Genomic DNA, 23,758 nt, shown 5'->3' on the forward strand with positions numbered 1-23,758 from the left:
GGATGATGATCGGAATCGGAATGCCGAGCAACCAAAGCAAAATGCCGCGTCCCATGGAGGTCTCCTTGTGAGAAATTGTGATCGATGCTGCCACAATGTCTCGCAGGGACTTCCGTTCCGGCGGACTATGAAATGATTTTGTTTGCCGACAATGGAACAAATTGGCGCGCCGCGACACGCCAATTTTGGCAGTCGGTCAAATATCCAGATTGGCGACCGACAGCGCGTTGTCCTGGATGAATTCGCGCCGAGGCTCCACCTCGTCGCCCATCAGCCGCGAGAACAGGCTGTCGGCATCGGTCGCGTCGTTGACCTTGACCTGGAGCAGCGAGCGCACATTCGGGTCGAGCGTGGTCTCCCAGAGCTGCTCGGCATTCATCTCGCCGAGACCCTTGTAGCGCTGCATGGTCAGCCCTTTGCGGCCGGTGGCGAAGACCGCGTTGAGCAGCGCCAGCGGCCCAGAGACGGTTTCGGACACCTCCTTGCGGCGCAGCACCGGCGGCGTTCCGTAGACCTCGCTGAGGCGCTGCGCGTAGCGGTCGAGCTGGCGTGCGTCGGCGGAATTGATCAGCGCCATGTCGAGATGGGCGTATTCCTTGACGCTGCGCACGGTGCGTTCAAAGACATAGCCGCCGATGCCCTCGTTCGAGGTCGACATGCGGCCGGTCCAGCCGCGCTCGGTGTCCTCGGCGATGATGTCGAGGCGCTGCGCGATCCGCTCTGCCATCGCGTTGGCGCGGCCAAGATCGGTGAAGACATCGGGATTGAGCCCGCCGGCGATCGCCGCCTGCTCGACGACGTTGCGGTTGTAGCGCGTGTGCAAGCCGTTGATGAGCTGGCGCACAGCCAGCGCATCGGCCACGGCGCCGTGCAGATCTTGTCCGGTCCGCACTTCGCCTGAGCCAAGCGTAAGCGACGCTTCCTCCAACCCTGAATCGATCAAGAACTCTTCGAAGGCGCTCTCATTCTTGATGTATTGCGAGCTCTTGCCGCGCGTCACCTTGTAGAGCGGCGGCTGGGCGATGTAGAGATGGCCGCGCTCGATCAGCTCCGGCATCTGCCGGAAGAAGAAGGTGAGCAGCAAGGTCCTGATATGGGCTCCGTCGACGTCGGCGTCGGTCATCAGGATGATCTTGTGGTAACGCAGCTTGTCGGCGTTGAATTCGTCCTTGCCGATCGAGGTGCCGAGCGCGGTGATCAGTGTGCCGATCATATCGGACGAGAGCATGCGGTCGAAGCGGGCCCGCTCGACATTGAGGATCTTGCCGCGCAGGGGAAGGATCGCCTGGTTCTGGCGCGAACGGCCGCCCTTGGCGGAGCCACCGGCCGAGTCACCCTCGACGATGAAGATTTCGGACTTCGCCGGGTCGCGTTCCTGGCAGTCGGCCAGCTTGCCGGGCAGCGAGGTGACGCCGAGCGAGGTCTTGCGGGTGATGTCGCGTGCCTTGCGCGCGGCTTCGCGCGCCGCCGCGGCCTGGATCACCTTGTCGACGACCACCTTGCCCTCGGTCGGATGCTCTTCGAGCCAGGTGCCGAGCGCTTCGTTGACCAGCCCCTCGACCACGGGGCGGACTTCCGACGAGACCAGCTTGTCCTTGGTCTGCGACGAGAATTTCGGATCGGGAACCTTGACCGACAGCACCGCCGTCAGGCCCTCGCGACAATCGTCGCCGATCAGCGAGACCTTTTCCTTCTTGGTCAGGCCCGAGGATTCGCCATAGCCGGTGATCTGGCGGGTCAGCGCGCCGCGAAAACCGGCCAGATGTGTGCCGCCGTCGCGCTGCGGAATGTTGTTGGTGAAGGCCAGCACGTTCTCGTGGTAGCTGTCGTTCCACCACATCGCCACTTCGACGGTGATGCCGTCGCGCTCGGCCCTGATGGCGATCGGCTTCTCGATCAGCGGTTTCTTGACGCGGTCGAGATATTTGACGAACTCCTCCAGGCCTCCGTCATAGTGCAGTTCATGCCTCACGACGTCGGCATGACGGGCGTCTGTCAGCACGATGCGCACGCCGGAATTCAGGAAGGCGAGCTCGCGCAGCCGGTGCTCCAGCGTGCCGAAATCGAACTCGACCATGGTGAAGGTCTCGGCGGACGGAAAGAAGGTGATCTCGCTGCCGCTGCGGCCTTCATTGGTGCCTGGGCGCTTGTCCTGTTCGTAGCTGCCGGTCGCCTTCAGCGGCGCGTCGGCATCGCCATGGGTGAAGCTCATTTCGAAGATCTGGCCGTTGCGGCGGATCTTGAGCTTCAGCCAGGCCGACAGCGCGTTGACGACCGAGACGCCGACACCATGCAGGCCGCCAGAAACCTTGTAGGAATTCTGGTCGAACTTTCCGCCGGCATGCAGCTGCGTCATGATCACTTCGGCCGCCGAAATGCCCTCGCTGGGGTGAATGTCGGTCGGAATGCCACGGCCATTGTCGATGACCGTCACCGAGCCATCGGGATTGAGCGTCACCGAAACCAGGTCGGCATGGCCGGCCAGCGCCTCGTCGATGGCGTTGTCGACCACCTCGTAGACCATGTGATGCAGGCCCGAGCCGTCATCGGTGTCACCAATATACATGCCCGGCCGCTTGCGGACAGCATCCAACCCTTTCAAAACCTTGATGGAATCGGCGCCGTATTCGGCTTCAGCGCCGTTGGCGTTCTCGGTCTGGTCGCTCATGAAAACCTGTTGTCTAGATGCCGTTTTTACAGCGCGAAAAATCGGCCCCGAATCGCGCTTCTGATATCGACTAGATATAGGCGCTAAAGGCGGTTTTTCCAAGGTTTGCAGGCATTTCCTGGGAGATTGAGCCGGCTGTCCACATAGGGCTCTCGCCGCGCTCTATTCACCTTGGCCAGGCGGTCCCTGAGAGACTTGATCACCGACTTTTAGCGCGGCGGCAGCCCGCCCGCTCCGGCCAAGCTCCAGCGTCATGTCGAGCGCTTGGGAAAGCGCCGCCGGGGCCGGGCAAGCCGGGCCGAAAACCGGCTCGCTCAGGCAGCGCGCAGCGGTTTCAACGCCTCGCTCCAGCGCAACAACTCGTCCAGCATCGTCTTGGTCCCGCCCCGCACCTGCTCGCTGGCATCGAAGGCGCCGTTTTCGTCGAGCAGTTTCTGGTACAGCGGCAGCGCGACGCCTTCCGGGATAGGCATAATCCCGACCGAGGTCAGCAGCGGTTTCAGCGCCTGCGCCGCGCGCAGCCCGCCGGAGACACCGCCATAGCTGAAGATGGCGGCGGGCTTGTATTTCCATTCGCGGGCGAGATAGTCGATCGCGTTGACGATCGCGGGCGCCGCGAAATAATTGTATTCCGGCGCCACGAAGACAAAGGCGTCCGCGGCGTCGATCGCCTTCGACCAGGCCTTGGTGTGGTCGTTCTGATAGTTGCCGAGCCTTGGATGATGCGGCTCGTCCAGCACCGGCAGACTGTACGCGGCGATGTCGGTCAGCACTGGCTCGAATTTTCCGTGTTCGCGCGCGAACGTCTCCAACCACTCGGCAAAAACCGGGCCGGCGCGGCCGGGCCGCGTGCTGCCGATGATGATGTTCAACTGGTGCTTCAAGACTGGCTCCTTTGTCGGGCGGTATCTGTTGGTGACTGTCACTACGGCAGAGCGTTCCGGCGGACAAGGTTGAACCCCTGACGGAAGGGTCACGATCGGATGAACAGACTGTCCGCCCTGGCGTTCCGGCTGGGATGGTTCGGTCTGCCGTTCGGTCACATAGACGCCCGGTCTGCCAGCCACTACATTGATGGGAGCAGCGGAGCACTTCATGGACACTCAGCCCGCCCCCTTCGTTCCCCCCGCCCCGAAGCCGCGCACGTCGCCGCCTTCGACGCTGGAGATGATCCGCATCGTCTATCGCAATCCGCTCGAACTCTGGGGCGAGCCGACCTACAACGAACCCTGGATTTCGGCCAAGGGCGCTGGTGGGCCGCTGGTCATCGCCAATGATCCCGCCCTGATCCGCCATGTGCTGGTCGACAACGCCAAAAACTACAAGATGGCGACGGTGCGCCAGAAGATTCTGCGACCGATCCTGCGCGATGGCCTACTGACCGCCGAGGGCGAGGTCTGGAAGCGGTCGCGCAAGGCGATGGCGCCGGTGTTCACGCCGCGCCACATCTTCGGTTTTGCCCAGCCGATGCTGAGGCGCACGCTGGAGTTTGTCACCCGTTACGAGGCGGGCGGCACTTCGGACATCGCCCATGACATGACGCTGCTCACCTACGACATCCTGGCCGAGACGCTGTTTTCCGGCGAGATTGCAGGCGAGCCGGGCAGTTTCGCCAACGAGATCGACCGTCTGTTCGAGACCATGGGCCGCGTCGATCCGCTCGATCTGTTGCGCGCGCCCGATTGGCTGCCGCGGCTGACCCGTATCCGCGGCCGCAAAACCATGGCCTATTTCCGCAAGATCGTGACCGACACGGTCAAGATGCGCGAAGAGAAATTCAGGCGCGACCCCGATGCCGTGCCGCAGGATTTCCTGACGCTTCTGCTCAAGGCCGAAGGTCCCGACGGCCTGACGCGCCCGGAAGTCGAAGACAACATCATCACCTTCATAGGCGCCGGCCACGAGACCACGGCGCGCGCGCTCGGCTGGACGCTTTATTGCCTGGCTGAATCGCCTTGGGAGCGCGACCACGTCGAACAGGAGATCGACCAGGTGCTGGCGCGCGAGGCCGATCCGACGAAGTGGCTCGACGCCATGCCGCTCACTCGCGCCGCCTTCGACGAGGCGCTTAGGCTCTATCCGCCGGCGCCGTCGATCAATCGCGAGCCGATCGAGCCCGAAATGTGGAAGGATCTCTATATTCCCAAACACGCCGCCGTGCTGGTGATGCCGTGGGTTGTCCACCGCCACAGGAAGCTATGGGATCGGCCCGACGCCTTCCTGCCCGAACGCTTCCATCCGGGAAACCGTGAAAAGATCGACCGCTTCCAGTATCTGCCCTTCGGCGCAGGCCCGCGCGTCTGTATCGGCGCCAGCTTCGCCATGCAGGAGGCGATCATCGCGCTCGCCATCCTTTTGTCACGCTTCCGCTTCGACACGACCGCTGAAACAAAACCCTGGCCGGTGCAGAAATTGACCACGCAGCCGCAAGGCGGGCTGCCGATGCGGATCACGCCTCGCCGTCATTGAGGACCGACACCTCTGGAAATTATACCGCGGGCTTGCGCTGCTGGAACTGGCCGGCGGCGCGGAAACGCCAGAGATAGCTGGGCAGGATCGTCGCGATCGATTGCGGCTGGATGCCGAGCCCCGCCAGGGTCCGGTTGGCCTTGGCGGCTTCGCCCGAAACGATGTTGTGCTCGCGCAACTGCATCACCTGGTCCTTGGTCAGCAGCGGATTGGGCAACAGGCCGAGGATCGAGGCCTGGATGTTTGCCACCCACCACGGCACCGGGACCAGCAGGCGCTTGCGCTCGATCACGGTGAGCATCTCCTGCATGCACTCCTTGAAGGTCAGCACGTTGGGGCCGCCAAGCTCGTAGACCTGGCCGCCCTCGACCTTGCCGTCGACCGAGCGCGCAACAGCTTCGGCGACGTCGCCGACATAGACCGGCTGGAACTTGGTCTGGCCGCCGCCGATGAGCGGCAGCACCGGCGAATAACGCGCCATATTGGCGAAGCGGTTGAAGAAGCTGTCTTCCGGCCCGAAATTGATCGACGGCCGGAAGATCACGGCATCGGCGATCGTCTCCAGCGCAGCCTTCTCGCCCAGCGCCTTGGTGCGCGCATAATCCGATTCGGAGGCCAGATCGGCGCCGAGCGCCGAAATATGGGTGAGGCCGGCGCCGACGGAGCGCGCGGCCTCGGCGATGGCGCGAGCACCGAATTCGTGCACGGCGGAGAACTTCTGCCGGCCGCTCTCATGCAGGATGGCGACGAGATTGACGACATGGTCGGCGCCTTGCACGGCGCGGTCGACCGACCAGCGCACGCGCACATTGGCCTGCACCGGCTGGATCTGACCGACATTGCCGAGCGGCTGCAAATGGCCGGCAAGATCGGGCCGCCGGCAGGCGACCCTGATGCGATAGCCGCGCTTGGCGAGCGCCCGCACGACATGACGGCCGACAAAGCCTGACCCGCCAAAGACGACGACGAGCTTCGGGGTCTGCAGGATTTCGGTCATGACGGGCTCCGGCGCGCGTTCCAGATGGCTTGGTTGAGCCGTTTCATAGTCCGTTTTGCACCAAAGGCAAAGGGTGGCGCGTCGTCGCGTCACCCTTCTTTCGGGTGTGTCAGCACGCTTTGCAGATGCCGGCGTCGACCCAATGCCGGTTGCTGCCGCGAATGACGAAGAACGCAGGAAACCCCGCCGAAGCGGGGTTTCCCGGGTGAAGCTCATGTCGAAACCAAGGTCCAGCGAGGCGGCCTGACCTGAGACGGTATCAGCGTGGCGTGAAGCAAGTACGCCCGCCTCCGGCCCTGGACGCATCCGACAGAAGACACCGACCGGGCAAACCCGACCCGGACAGCCATTGGTCGTCGGGACGCGCGGGAAGGTTCACCGCGCGCGGAAAATTTCGTTCAGCTCTTCAGGCCGAATAGCGCTCGGCGAATTCGGAGATGCGCTGGATCACCGCCTTGGGCGCGGTGATGCCGCGCGCTTGCGCCTTCTCGACCGCTTCGGCCCGGGCGCGGCCGGGCACATGCACGCCATAACGCCGGCGCAGCCGGTCGAGTTGGTCTTTCATGCGCTGTTCGAAATCCGGATCGAGCAGCTTGGGCTCGACCGCAAGCACGAACAGGCCGGTTCCCGGACTGTCCGGGCCGCCGCTGAACCATGGCGCGTCGAGCGACCAGTTGGCGCCTGACAGGCCGGCCGCCAGCACCTCGACCATCAGCGCGATGTTGGCGCCGCGCTGGCCGCCAAAGGCAAGCATCGCGCCCTTCATGGCGGCGGCCGGGTCGGTCGTCGAATTGCCGCTGGCGTCCAGCGCCCAGCCTTCGGGGATCTTCTTGCCGTCTTCCGCCGCCTTGCGGATATTGACGAAGGCGGTGGCGCTCGACGACTGGTCGATGACCAGCGGCGCGCCGTCGGCGGCGGGCGCGGCGAACGACATCGGATTGGTGCAATAGACCGGCTTCACCGAGCCCGAGCCGGCCAGGACGGCCGGTCCGTTGGTGGCGGCGAAGGACACCAGTCCCTGCGCGGCCAGCCGGCCGGTGAAATAACCCAGCGCCCCGCAGGTATAGGCGTTTTTCTGCGAGAAGATGGCGACGCCGAACAGTCTTGCCGCCTTGGCGAGGTCGTCGATGGTGCGGTCGAAGCCAGTATGCGCCAGCCCACCGCGTGCGTCCGAGAGATAGATGGCCAGCGCCGGCCGGGTGATCACCGGATCGGCATTCCCGTCGATACGCCCGGCCTCGAGCGCTTCGAGGTAGTCGATGAAATGCGACAGCCCGACGGCTGCAAGTCCCTCCGCCTCGGCGGCGATGATAGAGGCGGTGAGCGACTGCGCCGCTTCCTCATTGGCGCCGGCGCCAAGTGCCGCCATCCGGCACAGTCCTCTTGCCTGGTCGAGACTGAGTTGCATCAGGGCTGCTCCTGAGTGAGTAGGAAGTAGGGAGTAGTCAGTAGGGTAAAATCGGCAAGCAGCCCACTACTTCCTATTCACTAGTCGCTTACCCGATCTTGACCGGAATCCGCGCCTCGATCCGGCTGAAGGCGAAGACCAGAATCCCGGTGATCGCCATATAGATCAACGCCAGGAGCAGCAAGGGCTCGTAGGTGAGGTAGGTGTCCTGCCGCACCTTGGAAGAGACGGCGAAGATGTCGATCACGCTGATGGTCGCCACCAGCGGCGTCGATTTCAGTTGCAGCACGGTCTCGCCGGTCAGCGTCGGCAGCGCCCGGTAGAAGGCCTGGGGCAGCCAGATGCGCCGGAAGATCTTCCAGCGGCTCATGCCGAAGGCGCGGGCGGCTTCCAACTGCCCCTTGGGCACGCCGGCAAAGGCGCCGCGCATCACTTCGCCCTCGTAGCCGGCGAAGGACAAGGTCAGCGCCAGCACGCCGTACGGCCAAGCCTGCCTGAGATAGGGCCACATCCACGATTCGCGGATCCATGGATATTGCGGGAACAGCGAACCCAGCCCGTAATAGAGCAGCCATAGCTGCAGAAGCAGCGGCGTGCCGCGGATGATGGTGCAGAAGACTTTCGCCGGTGCCGCGACCCAGATCGAGCCGGCCGCCTGCGCCAGCCCGACCGGCACGGCGATCATGAAGCCGAGCGTGCAGGTGACGGCCAGGATCCACAGGGCACGCCAGATGCCCACCAGGCCCATTTTCCAATATTGCGGCAGCCAGTCCCAGCGCATGAAGTAGGCCGCCGACGCCACCAACCCGAACGCGATGAGGATCAGCACGATGCGATGCGGCTGCAGCCAGAGCGAAGCCCGCGCCGCCGTGTTGATGATGGCTGCTTCATTGGCCATCAGCGTGCCTCCTTGATCGAAGGCATGCCGCGCCGCGCCCATTTCTCGGCGCGGCCAAGCAGGAAGTTCGAAATCAGCGTCACGCAGAGATAGAGCACGCCGGCGGCGAGGAAGAAAACCAGATAGGCCTTGGTGACGCCCGCCGCTTGCCGTGTCGCCAGCGTCAGTTCGAAGAAGCCGACGACGGCCAGCAGCGCGGTGTCCTTGGTGGCGATCAGCCACAGATTGGCGAGGCCTGGAATGGCGAAGGGCAGCATCGCCGGCAGCGTGATGCGCCGCAACAGAAGGCCGGGAGACATGCCGAAGGCACGGGCGGCTTCGATCTGGCCCTGCGGAATGGCTAGGATCGCGCCGCGGATGACTTCCGTCGAATAGGCCCCCTGGACGAAGCCGAGCACGGCAATGCCGGCCACCAGCCCGCTAATATCGACACGCTGGTAACCCATCGCGGCCAGCACCTGGTTTATCAGATCGGTGCCGGCATAGTAGAGCAGCAGGATCAGCACCAGTTCCGGCACGGCGCGCACCACGGTGGTGTAGACCGCGAACAGGTCGCGCACCACGGGTCCGCCGTAAAGCTTGCTATAGGCACCCCAGGTTCCAATCAGCAGGCCGAGGATCGTGGCGCCGACGGCAATCTCGAGCGAATGCAGGAGTCCAAGCAAAAGCGTCCCACCCCAGCCGACGGGCGCCGGCGAGAGAAGTTCGATAATGCCGGCCGCCGAGGCCGGAAGTAAGGTGTCGATCAGCTTCGGCCCCGATGTGCTGGCTCTATCCGCCGGCGTCAGCGGCCGGCGGCAAGCATGCGTGGGAAGGGTAAGCTGAAGGACAGAGCGTCAGCGCCCTGTCCTTCAGCCCATGCGAGGGTCGTCAGTTCGACTGCGGGGCGCCGCCGTAAATGTCGAAATCGAAGTATTTCTTCGAGATCTCGTCATATTTGCCGTTGGCGCGGATCGCCTTGATTCCGGCGTTGATCTTCTCTTTCAGAGCGGTGTCTTCCTTGCGCACGCCAGCGCCGACGCCCGGTCCAAGCACTTCGTCGTCAGGGGCCACCATGCCCTTGAGATCGCAGCAGGCCTTGCCCTGGTCCGTCTTGAGGAACTCCTTGAGCGCGATGGAATCGGCCTGAACCGCGTCGAGGCGGCCGGCGGCGAGGTCGTTGTTGGCTTCGTCCTGCGTCTGGTATTCCTTGATCTCGGATGCCGTGGGCCCGAAGTGCTTCTTGGCGTAGACGGCATGCACGGTCGACACCTGGACGCCGACGACCTTGCCCTTGAGGTCCTCCGGCGTGGCGCCGAACTTCTGGTCCTTCGGTCCGATGATCGCGGTCGGCGTGTTGTAGTACTTGTCAGAGAAGTCGATGGTCTTCTTGCGTTCGTCGGTGATCGACATCGACGAGACGATGAGGTCGATCTTCTTGGTGGTCAGCGCCGGGATGATGCCATCCCAGGCGACAGGGGTGATGACGCAGTCGAGCTTTTCCTCGGCGCACACGGCGTCGATGAAGTCGATCTCCCAGCCGACCCATTTGCCCGAAGCGTCGGGCGAGGTGAAGGGTGCGTAGGGTTCGGCGGCAACGCCGATCTTGACCGGATCGGCCTTGGCCACGCCCATGGCGGCGACACCGAGCAGCAGCGCAGCGGCGAATGTCTTCAGAACAGTCTTCATTTTCAGAACTCCCAGTTTGTTGTTGGTTCCCGGTTTTCGTCCGTCCCGGCCTGTCCCTAGCCGATGTTGCGGATGAACTGCTTGAGCCTTTCAGATTTGGGCGCGCCGAAGATTTGCTCCGGTGGGCCCTCCTCCTCGACCAGCCCGTTGCAGAGGTAGACGACGTGGGTCGCGACCTCGCGGGCGAATTTCATTTCGTGGGTCACCAGCACCATGGTGCGGCCTTCGCGTGCCAGATCGCCGATCACTTTCAGCACTTCGCCGACCAGTTCGGGATCGAGGGCCGAGGTCGGTTCGTCGAACAGCATGACGCGCGGATTGATGGCGAGCGCGCGAGCGATCGCGGCGCGCTGCTGCTGCCCACCGGAGAGATAGGCCGGATAGACATCGCGCTTCTCGGCGAGCCCGACGCGCGCCAGCAGCTTTTCGGCCTGGGCGACAGCCTCGTCGCGCTTGACGCCCAGCACGTGCACGGGAACCTCGATGACGTTTTCGATCAGCGTCATATGGCTCCACAGGTTGAAGTTCTGGAACACCATGCCGAGCTTGGAGCGGATGCGTTCGATCTGCCTGCGATCGGCCGGAATGGTGTGGCCGTGGCTGTCCGCCTTGAGCTTGATCTCCTCGCCATTGACCCGGATGATGCCGCTGGTCGGGTTTTCCAGGCAGTTGATGCAGCGCAGCAGCGTTGATTTGCCCGAGCCCGAGCCGCCGATGATGGCGATGACCTCGCCGTCGCGCGCCGACAGCGATACGCCCTTCAGCACATGCAGTTGACCGAATTTCTTGTGCAGGTTCTCGACATGGATGGCTTCTGCGGCGCCGTCCTGCGCCTCGCCGGATGGGACTTTGGCAGCTACCACAGCGCTCACCAAATGACCTCCATAGGACCGACGGCAGTTCGTCGAACGTCTATCCGGCTAATCAACATACGGTGCACTGCCCCGCTCCAGACTTCAAGCATGGACCCAACAGAGCGAGCCCGTCAATCCCGCTCATTACGGCACTTGCGGCCTTGTTGTGCAAGTGTATAAATAGCCTCTCATGAAATTTTCTCGATTTTTTTCAGCTTAAAAGGGCATTGATGAGCGCTTTCGGATCACAGTCCATGGCGGCGCCGCTGCGGCGCGTGCTGATGCGGTCGGCGGCCAACGCCATGCGCGACGCCGACAGGCTTGCCTGGCACTATGGCCCGGGATTCGACCCGGCGAAAGCTGCCTTGCAGCACGCGGCCCTTGCCGAACTGGTGGCGGCTTCCGGCGCTGAGATCGAATGGATCGAGGACAAGGCCGACGGACTTTCGGATTCGGTGTTCACCCACGACCCCTCGCTGATGACCGATCGCGGCGCGCTGATCCTATCCATGGGTAAGCCGTTGCGCGCCGGGGAGCCTTCGCTGCATGAGGAAACCTACAGAAGGCTGGGCATTCCGATCCTTGGCCGCGTAGAGGCTCCTGGCCAGGTCGAAGGTGGTGACTGTGTGTGGGTGGATGCCCGCACGCTGGCGATCGGGCGCGGTGTCCGCTCCAACCAGGAAGGCATCCAGCAGGTTTCAAACCTGCTGACGCCGCTCGGCATTTCCGTCTACGGCTTTGATCTGCCTCTGTGGCAAGGTGAAGAGGCGTGCCTGCATCTGATGTCGGTGATCAGCCCGCTGGCCGACGACGTGGCGCTGGTCTATTCGCCGCTTTTACCGGCGCCGTTCTATCAGACGCTGAAGGCGCGCGGCATCCGGCTGGTCGAAGGCGACGCCGAAGAGTTCGCCGCTTCCAACGGCCTCAGCCTGAACGTGCTGCCGACCAGCCCGCTCAAGGTCATTGCCGTCGCGGGCTTTCCCAGGACCAAGGCCGCGATGGAAGCCGCCGGCTGCACGGTTGAAATCTTCGAGGCGGATGCGCTCTGCATCGCCTGCGAAGGCGGGCCGACATGCCTGACGCGACCGATCCTGCGCCAATGAATGCGCGCCGCAAGTTCCGTCGCGAGGGCGAGGGGCGGCGGCGGCAGGACCTGATCGAGGCGACGCTGGACAGCGTCGCGGAACATGGCCTGCAAGGCGCTAGTCTGCGCACCATCGCATTGCGTGCCGGCGTCACCGCCGGGCTCATCCGGCATTATTTCCCGGGCAAGGAAGAATTGCTGCAGGAAGCCTATACGGCGCTGGTCGGCCGCATGACCGAGCAGGCGAAAGCGGCATTGGTCATGGATGACGCCTCGCCGCGCCAGCGCCTTGCGGCTTTCGTCACCGCCAATCTCAACGCGCCGATCATCGACGCGCGGGTGTTTTCGCTCTGGGCAACCTTCATCGGCCGCGCCAGTGCGGATCCTGCCCTGGCCCGTGCCCACCGCGAAGGCTACCTTGGCTTTCGCAACGAGGTGGAAGCGGTTGTGGCCGAAGTGCTCGCCGCCGAACAGCACAAGCCCGACGCAGGCGCGCTGCGCCACCATGCCATCGCGATCAATGCGATCATCGACGGGCTCTGGGTCGAAGGCTGCCTGGCCGGCGAGATGTTCTCGTCCGGCGAATTGGCGGCGATTGGCATCAAGGCTGTCGAGGCCGAGCTCGGCCTCGCGCCGCTAGAGCAATTCCAGGAAAAGTGAGAAGCGGTTTTCCCGGGAAAAGCGCGTAGCGCTTTCCCTTGGGAATTGCGTAAGAAACAAAGAGATAGAGGGGAGAAAACCAATGACCACCATCGGCGAAGCGTTGATTTCGCTACTCGAGGCCCACGGCGTCGACACCGTCTTCGGCATACCCGGCGTCCACACGGTCGAGCTCTATCGCGGCCTGGCGAGGTCGAAGATCCGCCATGTCACGCCGCGCCACGAACAGGGCGCAGGGTTCATGGCCGACGGCTATGCCCGCGCCAGCGGCAGGCCGGGCGTCGCCTTCGTCATCACCGGGCCGGGGCTGACCAACACCATCACCGCCATGGGCCAGGCGCGCGCCGATTCAGTGCCGATGCTGGTGATTTCTGGCGTCAACGCCACCGACACGCTCGGCAAGGGGCTCGGCTTCCTGCATGAGTTACCCGATCAGCGCGGCATGATGGAGAAAGTGGCGCTGTTGTCCTTGCGGGTGACCGGAGCCAGCGAATTGCCCGGTGCGCTGGCGCAGGCTTTCGCCCTGTTTTCCTCTTCGCGGCCCGGCCCGGTGCATATCGAGATCCCGACCGATGTCATGGTCAAGCCGGCGGACGGTATCGCCGCCCTGCTCAGCAATGCGGGGCCTCCGGTGCCGGATGGTGCCGCAATTGCGAGCGCGGCCAAGCTCATCGCCGCCGCGCGCCGTCCGTTGATCCTTGCCGGTGGCGGCGCCAGGAAGGCCGAAGCCCCGCTGCGGCGCCTCGCCGAAAGGCTCGGCGCGCCGGTCGTCGAGACGACCAATGCACGCGGCCTGCTGCATCGCCATCCGCTTTGCGTACCGGCAAGCCCGAGCCTGAAGGCGGTTCGCGCGCTGATGGCCGAGGCTGATCTGGTGATCGCCGCCGGCACCGAATTCGGCCCGACCGACTATGACGGCTATGGCGATGGCGGCTTTGTGCTGCCTTCGAACCTGATCCGTATCGACATCGGCGCCGACCAGCTTGCACGGCGCCCGGTGACGGTCGCCATCCAGGCCGATTGCGCCGAGGCGATCGAAGCCCTGCTTGCGGCGATCGATCCTGTCCACAGCGCCGGTGAAGACGGCCCCGGCCGCGCCGCAGCAGGGCGAAAGGCCGCCTTTGCCGAGTTGAGCCCCGCCTATACGTCACAGGTGCATGCGGTGGAAATGATCCGCGATGCTTTGCCCGGAGCCATCATCGTCGGTGACTCGACCCAGCCGATCTACGCCGCCAACCTCTATTACGACCACGACCGGCCTGGCGGCTGGTTCAACGCAGCGACCGGCTTCGGCGCGCTGGGCTACGGCCCTCCGGCGGCGATCGGCGCGGCACTCGCCATGCCCGATGCGCCGGTTATCTGCCTGACCGGCGACGGCGGCTTCCAGTTCACCTTGCCGGAGATAGCTGTAGCGCTGGATTCGGACGCGCCTGTCATCTTCGTCGTCTGGAACAACAGGGGCTATCGCGAGATCGAGACCTCGATGCTCGATGTCGGCGTGGAACCTGTCGGCGTGTCGCCGGCGCCGCCGGATTTCTGCAAGCTGGCCGAAGCCTATGGCATTGGCGCCGAAAGGTTGCCTGACATCGACGCCTTGCCGCAGGCGCTGAAGCGCGCCCGGGCAACGGGACTGCCGCGCGTCATCGAAATCACCGTCGTTTGAACCATCCAGGCCTGCCTTGGTTTCCAAATCGGAAGTGGATCATTCCGTTCGCCGGCTTGATTCTTGCAAGGCATGAGCCGCTTCCGGGCGGCTTCGCCATTCGACGGTGTCCTGACGCATGCAAAGACGTGACGGCTGCCATGTCGAGATATCGGTTGAGTGAACGACTGAAAGGCGCGACGCTTCGCGTCGGCGCGGCAAACAAACGACAAAAGTCATAAAAATGACAGGAGCGGTCCAGGATGACGGAAGCACTTGAAGGCAGGCATATCGTTGTGACCGGTGGAACCGGCGCGCTCGGTGGGGCGGTGGTCGGCAGACTGCTGGAGCAGGGCGCGATCTGCCATGTGCCGAACGCGCACGCCGCGACACCTCAGCACTTTCCCTTCACCACGCACGACAATGTCAAGCTGGCGCACAATGTCGACCTGTCGGACTCGGCCAAGGTCGAAGCCTTCTATTCCCAGGTTCCTGCCTTGTGGGGATCGATCCATCTGGCGGGCGGCTTTGCCATGGCACCGGTTGAAAAGATCGAATCGGCATCCTTTGCCGAGATGATGGACACCAACGCCCGCACCACCTTCCTGTGCAGCCGTGCGGCTATCCGCTCGATGCTGACGACAGGCACCGCCGGCCGTATCGTCAATGTCACCGCGCGCGCCGGGCTCGACCCCAGGCGCGGCGCCGGCATGGTCGCCTACACCGCCAGCAAGGCGGCGGTCGCGGCCATGACGGTGGCAATGGCGGAAGAGCTCAAGGCCAATGGAATCCTGGTCAACGCCGTGGCCCCCTCGACGCTCGACACGCCGGCAAACCGCGCCGACATGCCGGATGCCGACTTCACCAAATGGGTCAGCCTTGAAGCCGCGGCCGAAGCAATTGCTTATCTGGCCTCGCCCGCCAACCAGGCGATGAGCGGAACCCTGGTGCCGCTTTACGGCCGGGCCTGAACTTTCAAGAGCATTCGCCAAACGAAAAACCCCGCCGGAGCGATCCGGCGGGGTTTTGTTTTGAGCTGTCCGAGGGGCTTAGTTGCCCTGCTTCTTCAGCGCGGCACCCAGGATGTCGCCCAGCGAAGCGCCGGAGTCGGTCGAGCCGTACTGGGCGACCGCTTCCTTCTCCTCGGCGATTTCCAGCGCCTTGATCGAGACCTGCAGCTTGCGGGTCTTCTTGTCGAAGGCGATGACGCGGGCGTCGACCTTCTGGCCGACGGTGAAGCGCTCGGGGCGCTGCTCGTCGCGATCACGGCTGAGGTCGGAACGCTTGATGAAGGTCTCGATACCGCTGTCGACCAGCCGCACTTCCAGACCGCCATCCTTGACGCCGATGACTTCGCAGGTGACGACCGCGTTCTTGCGCAGTTCGCCCGAAGTCGCGGCTTCGCCGACCGTGTCCTTGGCCAGCTGCTTGATGCCGAGCGAGATGCGCTCCTTGTCGATGTCGACGTCGAGCACCTGCGCCTTGACCATGTCGCCGCGATTGTACTCTTCGATGACTTGCTCGCCCGGACGGGTCCAGTCGAGGTCGGACAGGTGGACCATGCCGTCCACGTCGCCTTCGAGGCCGATGAACAGGCCGAACTCGGTCTTGTTCTTGACCTCGCCCTCGACCTGGCTGCCGACCGGATGGCTCGAGGCGAAAGCCTGCCACGGATTCTCGAGCGTCTGCTTGAGGCCGAGCGAGATGCGGCGCTTGGCCGGATCGACCTCGAGCACCACCACGTCGACTTCCTGCGTCGTCGACAGGATCTTGCCGGGGTGCACGTTCTTCTTCGTCCACGACATTTCCGAAACGTGAATGAGACCCTCGATGCCCGGCTCCAGCTCGACGAACGCGCCGTAGTCGGTAATGTTGGTGACGGTGCCCTTGATCTTCTTGCCGATCGGGAACTTGGTGCCGATCTCGGACCACGGATCGCTCTCGAGCTGCTTCATGCCGAGCGAGATGCGGTGGGTTTCCTGGTTGATGCGGATGATCTGCACCTTGACCGTCTGACCGATGTTGAGGATTTCGGTCGGATGGTTGACGCGGCGCCATGCCATGTCGGTGACATGCAGCAGGCCGTCGATGCCGCCGAGGTCGACGAACGCACCATAATCGGTGATGTTCTTGACGACGCCCTCGACCACCTGGCCTTCTTCGAGGTTCTGCACGATTTCCGAACGCTGTTCGGCGCGGCTCTCTTCGAGCACGGTGCGGCGCGACACCACGATGTTGCCGCGGCGGCGATCCATCTTGAGGATCTCGAAGGGCTGCGGGTTGTGCATCAGCGGGGAAACGTCGCGGATCGGGCGGATATCGACCTGGCTGCGCGGCAGGAAGGCCACGGCGCCGTCGAGGTCGACGGTGAAGCCGCCCTTGACCTGGTTGAAGATGACGCCTTCGACGCGCTCACCCTTGGTGAACTTCTCTTCGAGACGGACCCAGCTCTCTTCGCGGCGGGCCTTCTCACGGGAAAGCATCGCTTCGCCAAGCGCGTTCTCGATGCGCTCGACATAGACTTCGACGGTGTCACCGACTTTGAGGGTGGTGTCCTTGCCCTTGACGCCGAATTCCTTCAGCGGCACGCGGCCTTCGACCTTGAGGCCGACGTCGATGATGGCCATGTCCTTTTCGATGGCGGTGATCGTGCCCTTGACGACCTGACCTTCGCCGGAGTGGCCGGTGGTGAATGATTCTTCGAGCAGGCTCGCGAAATCATCGCGAGTGGGATTTGCAGCTGACATTGTTTCTCCTGGAGTGCCCCGCATTTCGAGCGGGACGGGCGCCGTGGGTTAGCGTTGCGTTGGCCTGCCGGCGTTCCGGGCTAAAAAGCCCTGGGCCGCTTTTTGGGCGGCAATTCCGGCGCATGAAGAATGCTGGCAGGCTGGTTCGTGCCCGATATGGGTATTTTCTTCGCCTCCGGCAATCGGAAGCAGCATGAAAACCCGGATCAGGCCTTGTTTTTCTTGGCCAGCACGTCGTCGATAACAGACATGGCCGCGAGAAACGCGGCTTCTATAGCCATTTCGCTGGTATCAAGCAAGTGCGCGTCGGCGGCCGGCTTCAGCGGCGAGTCGGCCCGGCCCATGTCGCGCTCGTCCCGGCGTTGGATATCGGCAAGGATTTCGGCGAAATTGGCGGTGCCGCCGATGCTTTCGATCTCGGCCAGCCGGCGCTTCGCGCGCACCTCGGCGCTCGCGGTCACATAGAGTTTTATGTCGGCGTCGGGGCAGACGACGGTGCCGATGTCGCGCCCGTCAAGCACCGCGCCCGGCGGCGTCCTGGCGAAATCGCGCTGCTTTTCGACCAATATGCGCCGCACGGTCGGGAAAACCGCGACCTTGGAGGCCGCTTCCCCAACCGCATGCGCCGACAGCACCGCGCGGTCGAGCTTTGCCAGGTCAACCTGGCGCGCCGCGGTTTCGGCCGCCGAGACGTTGTCGAGCGGCAAGCCAAGCCGCAGCAATGCATGCGCCACTGCGCGATAGGTGAGGCCGGTGTCGAGCAGGTTCAGCCGGTAGTGATCGGCGAGCCGGCGGGCGAGGGTGCCCTTGCCGGCACCGGCGGGTCCGTCGATGGCGATGGTGAAGACGTGCGTCATTGGGGGGCCGCCAAGTGCAATGATCCAGACAGGCGTAGCGATCTGTCGCGCCCCCCTCTGTCCTGCCGGACATCTCCCCCACAAGGGGGGAGATTGGCAGTCTCGGCGCTGGCGCCTCTTCTTTGACGTTTAAGATTGGCGAAAGCCGTCGTGACATCCGATCTCCCCCCTCGTGGGGGAGATGCCCGGCAGGGCAGAGGGGGGCGCTGTCCCGCCAGCATCTCAGTTTGGCTCCAACCCATCGGTTGCTACTCGATCTCCGCGCCCAGCCCTTTCATCAGGCCCATGAACTCCGGAAAGCTCGTCGCGATCATCGCCTGGTCATCGATGGTGACCGGCTTCTCCGTCGCCAGCCCCATCACCAGAAAACTCATGGCGATGCGATGGTCGAGATGGGTCGGCACGGTCGTATCCAGGCCGTTGGGATGGCCCCCCAGCCCCTTGCCGCCCGGCTTGCCGCGCACGGCAAGCGAAGCTTCGCCCTCTGTGCAATCGACGCCGTTGAGCTTCAGCCCGTTGGCGACCGCCGACAGCCGGTCGGATTCCTTCACCCGCAGTTCTTCCAGCCCTTGCATCAGCGTCTCGCCCTCGGCGAAGCTCGCGGCAACGGCCAGCACCGGGTATTCGTCGATCATCGACGGTGCCCGCTCCGGCGGCACGGTGACGCCTTTCAGCTCGGAGTAGCGCACGCGCAGGTCCGCGACGTCCTCGCCACCGGCATTGCGCGGGTTCAAGATGTCGATCTGGCCGCCCATTTCCTGCAACGTCAGCAGCAGGCCGGTACGGGTCGGGTTCATCAGCACGTTCTCGATAACAATGTCGGAACCCGGCACGATCAGCGCCGCCACCAGCGGAAAACCGGCCGAGGAAGGGTCCCCCGGCACCGCGATGGTCTGGCCGGTCAGCTTGCCCTGGCCTTCGATGAAGATGTGGCGCACGCCGCGTTCGTCGGTTTCGACCGACAGATTGGCGCCAAATCCTTTCAGCATCTTTTCAGTGTGGTCGCGCGTCATGACAGGCTCGATCACCGTGGTGATGCCTGGCGTGTTGAGGCCGGCCAGCAGCACGGCCGACTTCACTTGCGCCGAGGCCATCGGCACACGGTAGGTGATCGGGGCGGCGTGTTTTGGGCCATGCAGCGTGATCGGCATGCGGTCGCCGGGCGTGGCCTTCAGCACCTGCACGCCCATCTGGCGCAAGGGCTCCAGCACGCGGCCCATCGGCCGGCCGGACAGCGAAGCATCGCCGATGAAGGTCGTTTCCATGTCATAGGTGCCGACCAGCCCCATGGTCAGCCGCGAGCCGGTGCCGGCATTGCCGAAGTCGAGCGGGCCTTCCGGCTGCAGCAGCGCGCCGTTGCCGGTGCCGCGGATCACCCATTCGGCGCCATGCTTCTCTATATGCGCGCCCATCGCCTTCATGGCCGCGCCCGTGCGCATCACGTCCTCGCCCTCGAGCAGACCGGTGATGCGGGTTTCGCCGGAAGCGAGCCCCCCGAACATGAAGGAGCGGTGCGAGATCGACTTGTCGCCCGGCACGCGGGCCGTGCCGGAAAGGGCGGATGATTTGCGGGCGGTGGCCGGCTTGGCAGCGGCGGCGTGAGACATGGAATTTCCCTGGACGGAATGCCGGCTGAGCGGCGCTTTTCATTTGTTGCGGCGGTCTCGTATCACGGCGAGGCGAAATGGTCATCCCCATGGTCGTCACTTGGCGCGAGGCCTTTCAATGCTTGGTTTTGTGACGCCGGCTTTTCGCTTTGACAGCGCTGCAAACTGTGGTTAAGGGGACCACTCTTTTATTGACGAGGCTTGCCGTGGCAAAAACCGAACTTGGCACAAAACGCATCGACCCTGAAACGGGCCGGAAATTCTACGACCTGAACAAGGACCCGATCGTCTCGCCCTATACCGGCAAGAGCTATCCGCGTTCCTATTTCGATGAAGGCAAGATCGCCGCCGTCGAGGAGGAAGAGGAAGTGGCCGAGAAGGAAGTGGACGCCGAGGACGAAGAGGGCGCCGAGGTCGTTTCGCTCGAAGAGGCCGATGACGAGGTCAAGGGCGGCGACGATCTTCCCGATCTCGGTGATGACGAGGATGATGTCGATCTTGGTGACGACGAGGACGACACGTTCCTCGCCGACGAAGAGGAAGAAGACGACGACGTTTCCGATATGATCGGCGTTGGCGACGACGACGACGAGGTCTGACAAGGTCTCGAACGCAAGCGTTTGCCGGCTTTCGCGGCCTGTGAAGAAAAAGCCGTCGATGAAGGCTTGATATCTGGGAAAGGCGGGGTTAGAAGCCGCCTGCACTAACGGCGCGGTCTTCCAACCCGCGCCGATCTATCGCCGGAAACGGCGCCGGCTGACTGCCGGGAGTGGGGCCATAGCTCAGTTGGGAGAGCGCTTGAATGGCATTCAAGAGGTCGTCGGTTCGATTCCGATTGGCTCCACCAAACCGGACTTTTCTTCCGGAATTGCAGCTAAAGCCTTGAAAGGCAAGCTGGTTTCAGCGGTTTGAAACTCCTGATTTCGACGATAAGCCAGCTTGCCCGCAAATGCCAGGCGAAGCACCCAACCTCTTGTCGTCCAAATCTTCAGAAACCCAAAGATTGCAAGGGCTTGCGAAGAACGACATCGCGGTTCGAATTGTTTCGTCAAAGCTGGCCATCGGCTACCGGGATGCGGCTACCTGTGCGCTAATCTCAGTTTCATACGCGAGGGTAAGCGCAATGCTGTCCGAAACGGCCATTCGCGCCATTAGCTGTCCGATCTTGCGCTCGATGAGGCCAACTTGAGTCTCACCCTCGGCGGTCGCATGGCAAGCCAACGCTCTTTTTCTGAGATACATGTCGGACGCTTAAGCAGAATTCTTTCGCCGGGCGATAGTGTAGGCGAATTCTTGCCCGCCAACCTCGTCGGTCACCCGGATCCAATCCTTCGCCCAGCTTTTAAAGACAGTCTTGCAGGCATTCATTTCCGATGCGGCCGAAGCAGGACTATTCGCTTGGACTACCTTAGACCGAATGACGCGATCATAGTGCATTTCCGCAACAACATAGACAGGCATGCGACCCACCCAACAATGCTATATTTCCCCAAGATGTAGTATTGCGCAGCGCATGGTCGACCGCAAGTGGTAGGCCGCGTTGGAGCCATATCGCGGAATGTGTTATGGTTCTCTTCGTGGGCAAAAGGTCGGCTTCCACTCGCGGTTGCGCGCCTTCTGCTGCCAAGTGTAACGTAACGACTCAGCGCGACATCCCTGAGCACATCTCACAGATCTCAGTTTCAACGCGAAATACAGCTTCCCGGAGACTGGGTACATCAGACATTTCGACGGTCAGTACAGATCGCCCTTTGCTGAGAAGGAGGCTTTTGACCAGGTTGATGATCGGCGTCGATTGCAGGTTCGTATTGGAATCAGCCTCGAACATGCGCTCCATATAGCTTTGACGAGAGAGCCGCTCCCTTAGACGCTCGGACAATAAGGGTTCAGCGGCATCCACATTTATCGCAATATCCGAACGGGGTATCAGAGCCAGAGCGGCTTCCAACGAAGAAGTGTCCGCAGTTCGGCAGAACAAGCCAAGGGAGCAAACAGCCTGAATGAAACCCTGGTCGAAGATAACGATTTGCCCGGTGCCGAGCGATCGACGCCATGCCACTGATAGATGCAGGATATACTGGCTGAACCTCATCAACCAAATCGGATTTCTCGGAGTTAATGTCCGGATCAGCCTGGCTGTTAGCCTGAATCCACTAGCGTTGTTCATGGGGCGATGGGCAAAGGCGGCCGTTCGTATCGTCGCCATGCCGATCCGCTGGAGCGCGTACCAAAACCCTCCAGGATCTAACGGTGAGGGGTCAACGCCGGGTTCATAAGAAAGTACCACCTTCGCAGCATAGCCCCTAGCTTGCAGATGATGAGCAAGCGCATGTGCGAAAGTTGTTTTACCCGAGCCGGCAGGGCCAAATAGCTCGATAATCACTTAACTAGCTCCGATGACCGTTCCAGACCAAGCCACCTTGCCCCACCCCTCTCCAACGGGGTCGGCATCAACGGCGCGACGAACTTTGATCGTATGCATGGACGCGTGAGACCGCGATTCAATTAGCGTACGCTAAAATGGTTCCGGAAAATATTGAACGAATTGAAGCTATCCGACCTTGAGAGCGGAACGATCAGCTCGATCGTCTACGCAACCAAATGCTTCTAGCTGAGTTTGGGGGTGAAGGATAAGGCCAATGCCCCTATCAGACGACATGCGGGATGTAGATCTCAAATTCGAGTGCCCCAATTGCTCTCATCCAATCGTTCGGAAGGGCTCTTGGTTCATAGTTATCGCCAGCTACATATGCGTCAAATGTCGCGCGAACGTGCGGATCGGCTATCCAGAGAAGCTTGTCGTTTTTGAACGGCACAGGAAGCTTCGCAGTCAATGACACGTCCTTCATTTGCATGCTTCGGGCGTATTAGCGTGCGAGCATATAATCGCCAGCCGGCGGCCGCCCCGCGAAGCCCCGCCGGTTAGGCCCGGCCCCACTGCCCCCAACCGGTGTGCCGGGCCGCCTAATGCATGTCGCCCGGAAGTGTCCTCGGTTCCGGGATAACGACATGCATAAAATCAGAAGTTTACAGCAGGTCAGGCGAATCCTATTCGCCTGACCTGCTGTAAGTGCTCCGGCCTCACTCAGGTCCCCGGGGGACGGTTTCTGACTGAGCAACCGATGTGCACATTTTCGGCGATGAATGGTCCGATCCTTTAGGACAGGTATGCGGAGATGCGAGCGTCGTTCAACTGGTGGATCATCGAGGGTGGCGGTCATCGTGTCATTCCTCCCGAAAATCCTGCAAGTGCTTCACACGGCCGACAATGCCCGGCTTAACCCATTGTGTCGCCGGCCGCTTCATGCCCTTCGGCGCCGGCCCGGCATGCTCCTGGACGCGCGCCCGGTCTGGCGGTCAGCCTGAGCCGATCGAGGAGCCCGAGCCCGACAGGCTGCCGGACGAAACTCCGCTGCCCAATCCTGACGAGAATGACGAGCCTCCAATCCACGCCACGGAACTGACATCTGGCCGCAAACGGTGATGGCAAGTTGCAGCAATCGGACAATTGACGACAACCGCATCGCACGCAGCGCCAAGCATCAGCCCGAAAGCATGACGTCTCCGGCTCGCGGTGACGTCGATCGGCTTCGGTTGCGCGTCCGGGATGCAACCCTCAATCAACAGATGGAGGACGCCCGAGTTCCTACGATCACGGAACGTGCGCGTCGAATTCTATAGCAAATCCCGCATCGATCGCGCTTCGCGCTATGTGGTCGCCAAGTTCCCAATCCGTGAGTTCGCAAAGCGGAAACATTCTTCTCACGGCGCGGATAACCTCGGACAGCGAAACGCTGGGGCTGTCGACATTGTCGATCAGGTAGCGGACAATCGCCTGGCGAACGTCCGTGGGGGCAGTCCTCTGCGCAAGCGCTGGCATCTCCGGCCTATGAATGGAGCCGCGATGCAGAGCCATCCGGCCTTGCCGCGTCGAAGGCGACGGGCACCATGTGAGCAATGCAGGCCGCCGCCAGCATCTCCTCCAATTCGTGGTCGGTGGCGTTGCATGCCGGCATAAGTGTTCGGATGGCGCGGATTGCTTGTGCAATGGAGAGAAAGCGGGCCTTGCCCCTGGAAAGGACATAGGCTTCAGCCGCTCCTTCCACCGTGATGGTGTGAAACGTATTGGTCATCAAGAATGCCTCCCTGAAAGCCAAGCCAATACGACTTTCGACCAACATGCGGCGGTCTTCAAGGCT

At 62.7% G+C, this 23,758-nt stretch carries 21 protein-coding genes and 1 tRNA gene; 8 read left to right on the top strand and 14 right to left on the bottom strand.

What is annotated here, in order from left to right; all coding sequences use genetic code 11:
- Window positions 1-196: 196 nt before the first annotated feature.
- The gene (gene gyrB / locus C7I87_RS18915; protein WP_149905628.1) at window positions 197-2,668 is read right to left on the bottom strand and encodes a DNA topoisomerase (ATP-hydrolyzing) subunit B; all 2,472 of its coding nucleotides are present in this window, start codon (window positions 2,666-2,668) and stop codon (window positions 197-199) included.
- 314 nt (window positions 2,669-2,982) lie between these two features.
- The gene (locus C7I87_RS18920; protein WP_149905771.1) at window positions 2,983-3,552 is read right to left on the bottom strand and encodes an NADPH-dependent FMN reductase; all 570 of its coding nucleotides are present in this window, start codon (window positions 3,550-3,552) and stop codon (window positions 2,983-2,985) included.
- A gap of 211 nt (window positions 3,553-3,763) precedes the next feature.
- Between C7I87_RS18920 and C7I87_RS18925 the strand changes: the two genes are divergently transcribed.
- Entirely contained in the window at window positions 3,764-5,137 is a 1,374-nt protein-coding gene (locus C7I87_RS18925) for a cytochrome P450 (protein WP_149905629.1), read from the top strand.
- A 19-nt stretch (window positions 5,138-5,156) separates the two neighbouring features.
- On the opposite strand, the gene C7I87_RS18930 is transcribed toward C7I87_RS18925, so the two are convergent.
- The 6 genes from C7I87_RS18930 to C7I87_RS18955 form a co-directional block, all read right to left on the bottom strand.
- Window positions 5,157-6,134, bottom strand: a complete 978-nt coding sequence (locus tag C7I87_RS18930; protein ID WP_149905630.1) for a complex I NDUFA9 subunit family protein — start codon at window positions 6,132-6,134, stop codon at window positions 5,157-5,159.
- Between the two features lie 406 nt (window positions 6,135-6,540).
- Window positions 6,541-7,542 carry an Ldh family oxidoreductase gene (locus tag C7I87_RS18935; protein WP_188393896.1) on the bottom strand — a complete coding sequence of 334 codons (1,002 nt, stop codon included), beginning with the start codon at window positions 7,540-7,542 and terminating at the stop codon, window positions 6,541-6,543.
- A gap of 88 nt (window positions 7,543-7,630) precedes the next feature.
- A complete protein-coding gene (locus tag C7I87_RS18940) occupies window positions 7,631-8,440 on the bottom strand; it encodes an ABC transporter permease (RefSeq protein WP_149905632.1) in 810 nt (269 codons plus the stop codon).
- Window positions 8,440-9,105: an ABC transporter permease gene (locus C7I87_RS18945; protein ID WP_149905633.1), complete on the bottom strand. Its 666-nt coding sequence runs from the start codon at window positions 9,103-9,105 to the stop codon at window positions 8,440-8,442. Before C7I87_RS18945 ends, C7I87_RS18940 begins: the two co-directional genes overlap by 1 nt.
- 205 nt (window positions 9,106-9,310) lie before the next feature.
- Window positions 9,311-10,108 carry a transporter substrate-binding domain-containing protein gene (locus tag C7I87_RS18950; protein ID WP_149905634.1) on the bottom strand — a complete coding sequence of 266 codons (798 nt, stop codon included), beginning with the start codon at window positions 10,106-10,108 and terminating at the stop codon, window positions 9,311-9,313.
- Between the two features lie 56 nt (window positions 10,109-10,164).
- Entirely contained in the window at window positions 10,165-10,980 is an 816-nt protein-coding gene (locus C7I87_RS18955) for an ABC transporter ATP-binding protein (RefSeq protein WP_149905635.1), read from the bottom strand.
- Between the two features lie 212 nt (window positions 10,981-11,192).
- Between C7I87_RS18955 and C7I87_RS18960 the strand changes: the two genes are divergently transcribed.
- The 4 genes from C7I87_RS18960 (at window position 11,193) to C7I87_RS18975 (ending at window position 15,319) form a co-directional block, all read left to right on the top strand.
- Window positions 11,193-12,065, top strand: coding sequence for a dimethylarginine dimethylaminohydrolase family protein (locus C7I87_RS18960; protein WP_149905636.1), 873 nt, complete (start codon window positions 11,193-11,195; stop codon window positions 12,063-12,065).
- Window positions 12,035-12,706, top strand: coding sequence for a TetR family transcriptional regulator C-terminal domain-containing protein (locus tag C7I87_RS18965; protein WP_149905637.1), 672 nt, complete (start codon window positions 12,035-12,037; stop codon window positions 12,704-12,706). Before C7I87_RS18960 ends, C7I87_RS18965 begins: the two co-directional genes overlap by 31 nt.
- 82 nt (window positions 12,707-12,788) lie before the next feature.
- Window positions 12,789-14,369, top strand: a complete 1,581-nt coding sequence (locus tag C7I87_RS18970; RefSeq protein WP_149905638.1) for a 5-guanidino-2-oxopentanoate decarboxylase — start codon at window positions 12,789-12,791, stop codon at window positions 14,367-14,369.
- Between the two features lie 242 nt (window positions 14,370-14,611).
- Complete coding sequence (locus C7I87_RS18975) at window positions 14,612-15,319, top strand: SDR family NAD(P)-dependent oxidoreductase (protein ID WP_149905639.1); 708 nt, start codon at window positions 14,612-14,614, stop codon at window positions 15,317-15,319.
- 78 nt (window positions 15,320-15,397) lie between these two features.
- Here the strand turns inward: C7I87_RS18975 and rpsA are convergent, their stop codons facing one another.
- The 3 genes from rpsA to aroA form a co-directional block, all read right to left on the bottom strand.
- Window positions 15,398-17,095, bottom strand: a complete 1,698-nt coding sequence (rpsA, locus tag C7I87_RS18980) for a 30S ribosomal protein S1 (RefSeq protein WP_127275816.1) — start codon at window positions 17,093-17,095, stop codon at window positions 15,398-15,400.
- Window positions 17,096-17,301: 206 nt separating this feature from the next.
- The gene (cmk, locus tag C7I87_RS18985) at window positions 17,302-17,952 is read right to left on the bottom strand and encodes a (d)CMP kinase (RefSeq protein WP_149905640.1); all 651 of its coding nucleotides are present in this window, start codon (window positions 17,950-17,952) and stop codon (window positions 17,302-17,304) included.
- 248 nt (window positions 17,953-18,200) lie between these two features.
- A complete protein-coding gene (aroA, locus tag C7I87_RS18990; protein WP_149905641.1) occupies window positions 18,201-19,559 on the bottom strand; it encodes a 3-phosphoshikimate 1-carboxyvinyltransferase in 1,359 nt (452 codons plus the stop codon).
- Window positions 19,560-19,765: 206 nt separating this feature from the next.
- Here aroA and C7I87_RS18995 point away from each other — a divergent pair, with 206 nt between their 5' ends.
- Entirely contained in the window at window positions 19,766-20,158 is a 393-nt protein-coding gene (locus tag C7I87_RS18995; protein ID WP_149905642.1) for a TIGR02300 family protein, read from the top strand.
- A 172-nt stretch (window positions 20,159-20,330) separates the two neighbouring features.
- Window positions 20,331-20,406 (top strand) — tRNA-Ala (locus C7I87_RS19000).
- Between the two features lie 795 nt (window positions 20,407-21,201).
- Here C7I87_RS19000 and C7I87_RS19005 read toward each other — a convergent pair.
- The gene (locus tag C7I87_RS19005) at window positions 21,202-21,942 is read right to left on the bottom strand and encodes an AAA family ATPase (protein ID WP_149905643.1); all 741 of its coding nucleotides are present in this window, start codon (window positions 21,940-21,942) and stop codon (window positions 21,202-21,204) included.
- Between the two features lie 265 nt (window positions 21,943-22,207).
- On the bottom strand, window positions 22,208-22,408 hold the full coding sequence (locus C7I87_RS35290) for a hypothetical protein (protein ID WP_188393897.1): 201 nt from the start codon (window positions 22,406-22,408) through the stop codon (window positions 22,208-22,210).
- Between the two features lie 455 nt (window positions 22,409-22,863).
- Here C7I87_RS35290 and C7I87_RS36765 point away from each other — a divergent pair, with 455 nt between their 5' ends.
- A complete protein-coding gene (locus C7I87_RS36765) occupies window positions 22,864-23,043 on the top strand; it encodes a hypothetical protein (RefSeq protein ID WP_149905772.1) in 180 nt (59 codons plus the stop codon).
- A 403-nt stretch (window positions 23,044-23,446) separates the two neighbouring features.
- On the opposite strand, the gene C7I87_RS19030 is transcribed toward C7I87_RS36765, so the two are convergent.
- On the bottom strand, window positions 23,447-23,740 hold the full coding sequence (locus C7I87_RS19030; protein ID WP_246696310.1) for a hypothetical protein: 294 nt from the start codon (window positions 23,738-23,740) through the stop codon (window positions 23,447-23,449).
- Window positions 23,741-23,758 lie beyond the last annotated feature (18 nt).

The organism is Mesorhizobium sp. SARCC-RB16n (assembly GCF_008520305.1).
In the GTDB taxonomy this organism is placed as follows: domain Bacteria; phylum Pseudomonadota; class Alphaproteobacteria; order Rhizobiales; family Rhizobiaceae; genus Mesorhizobium.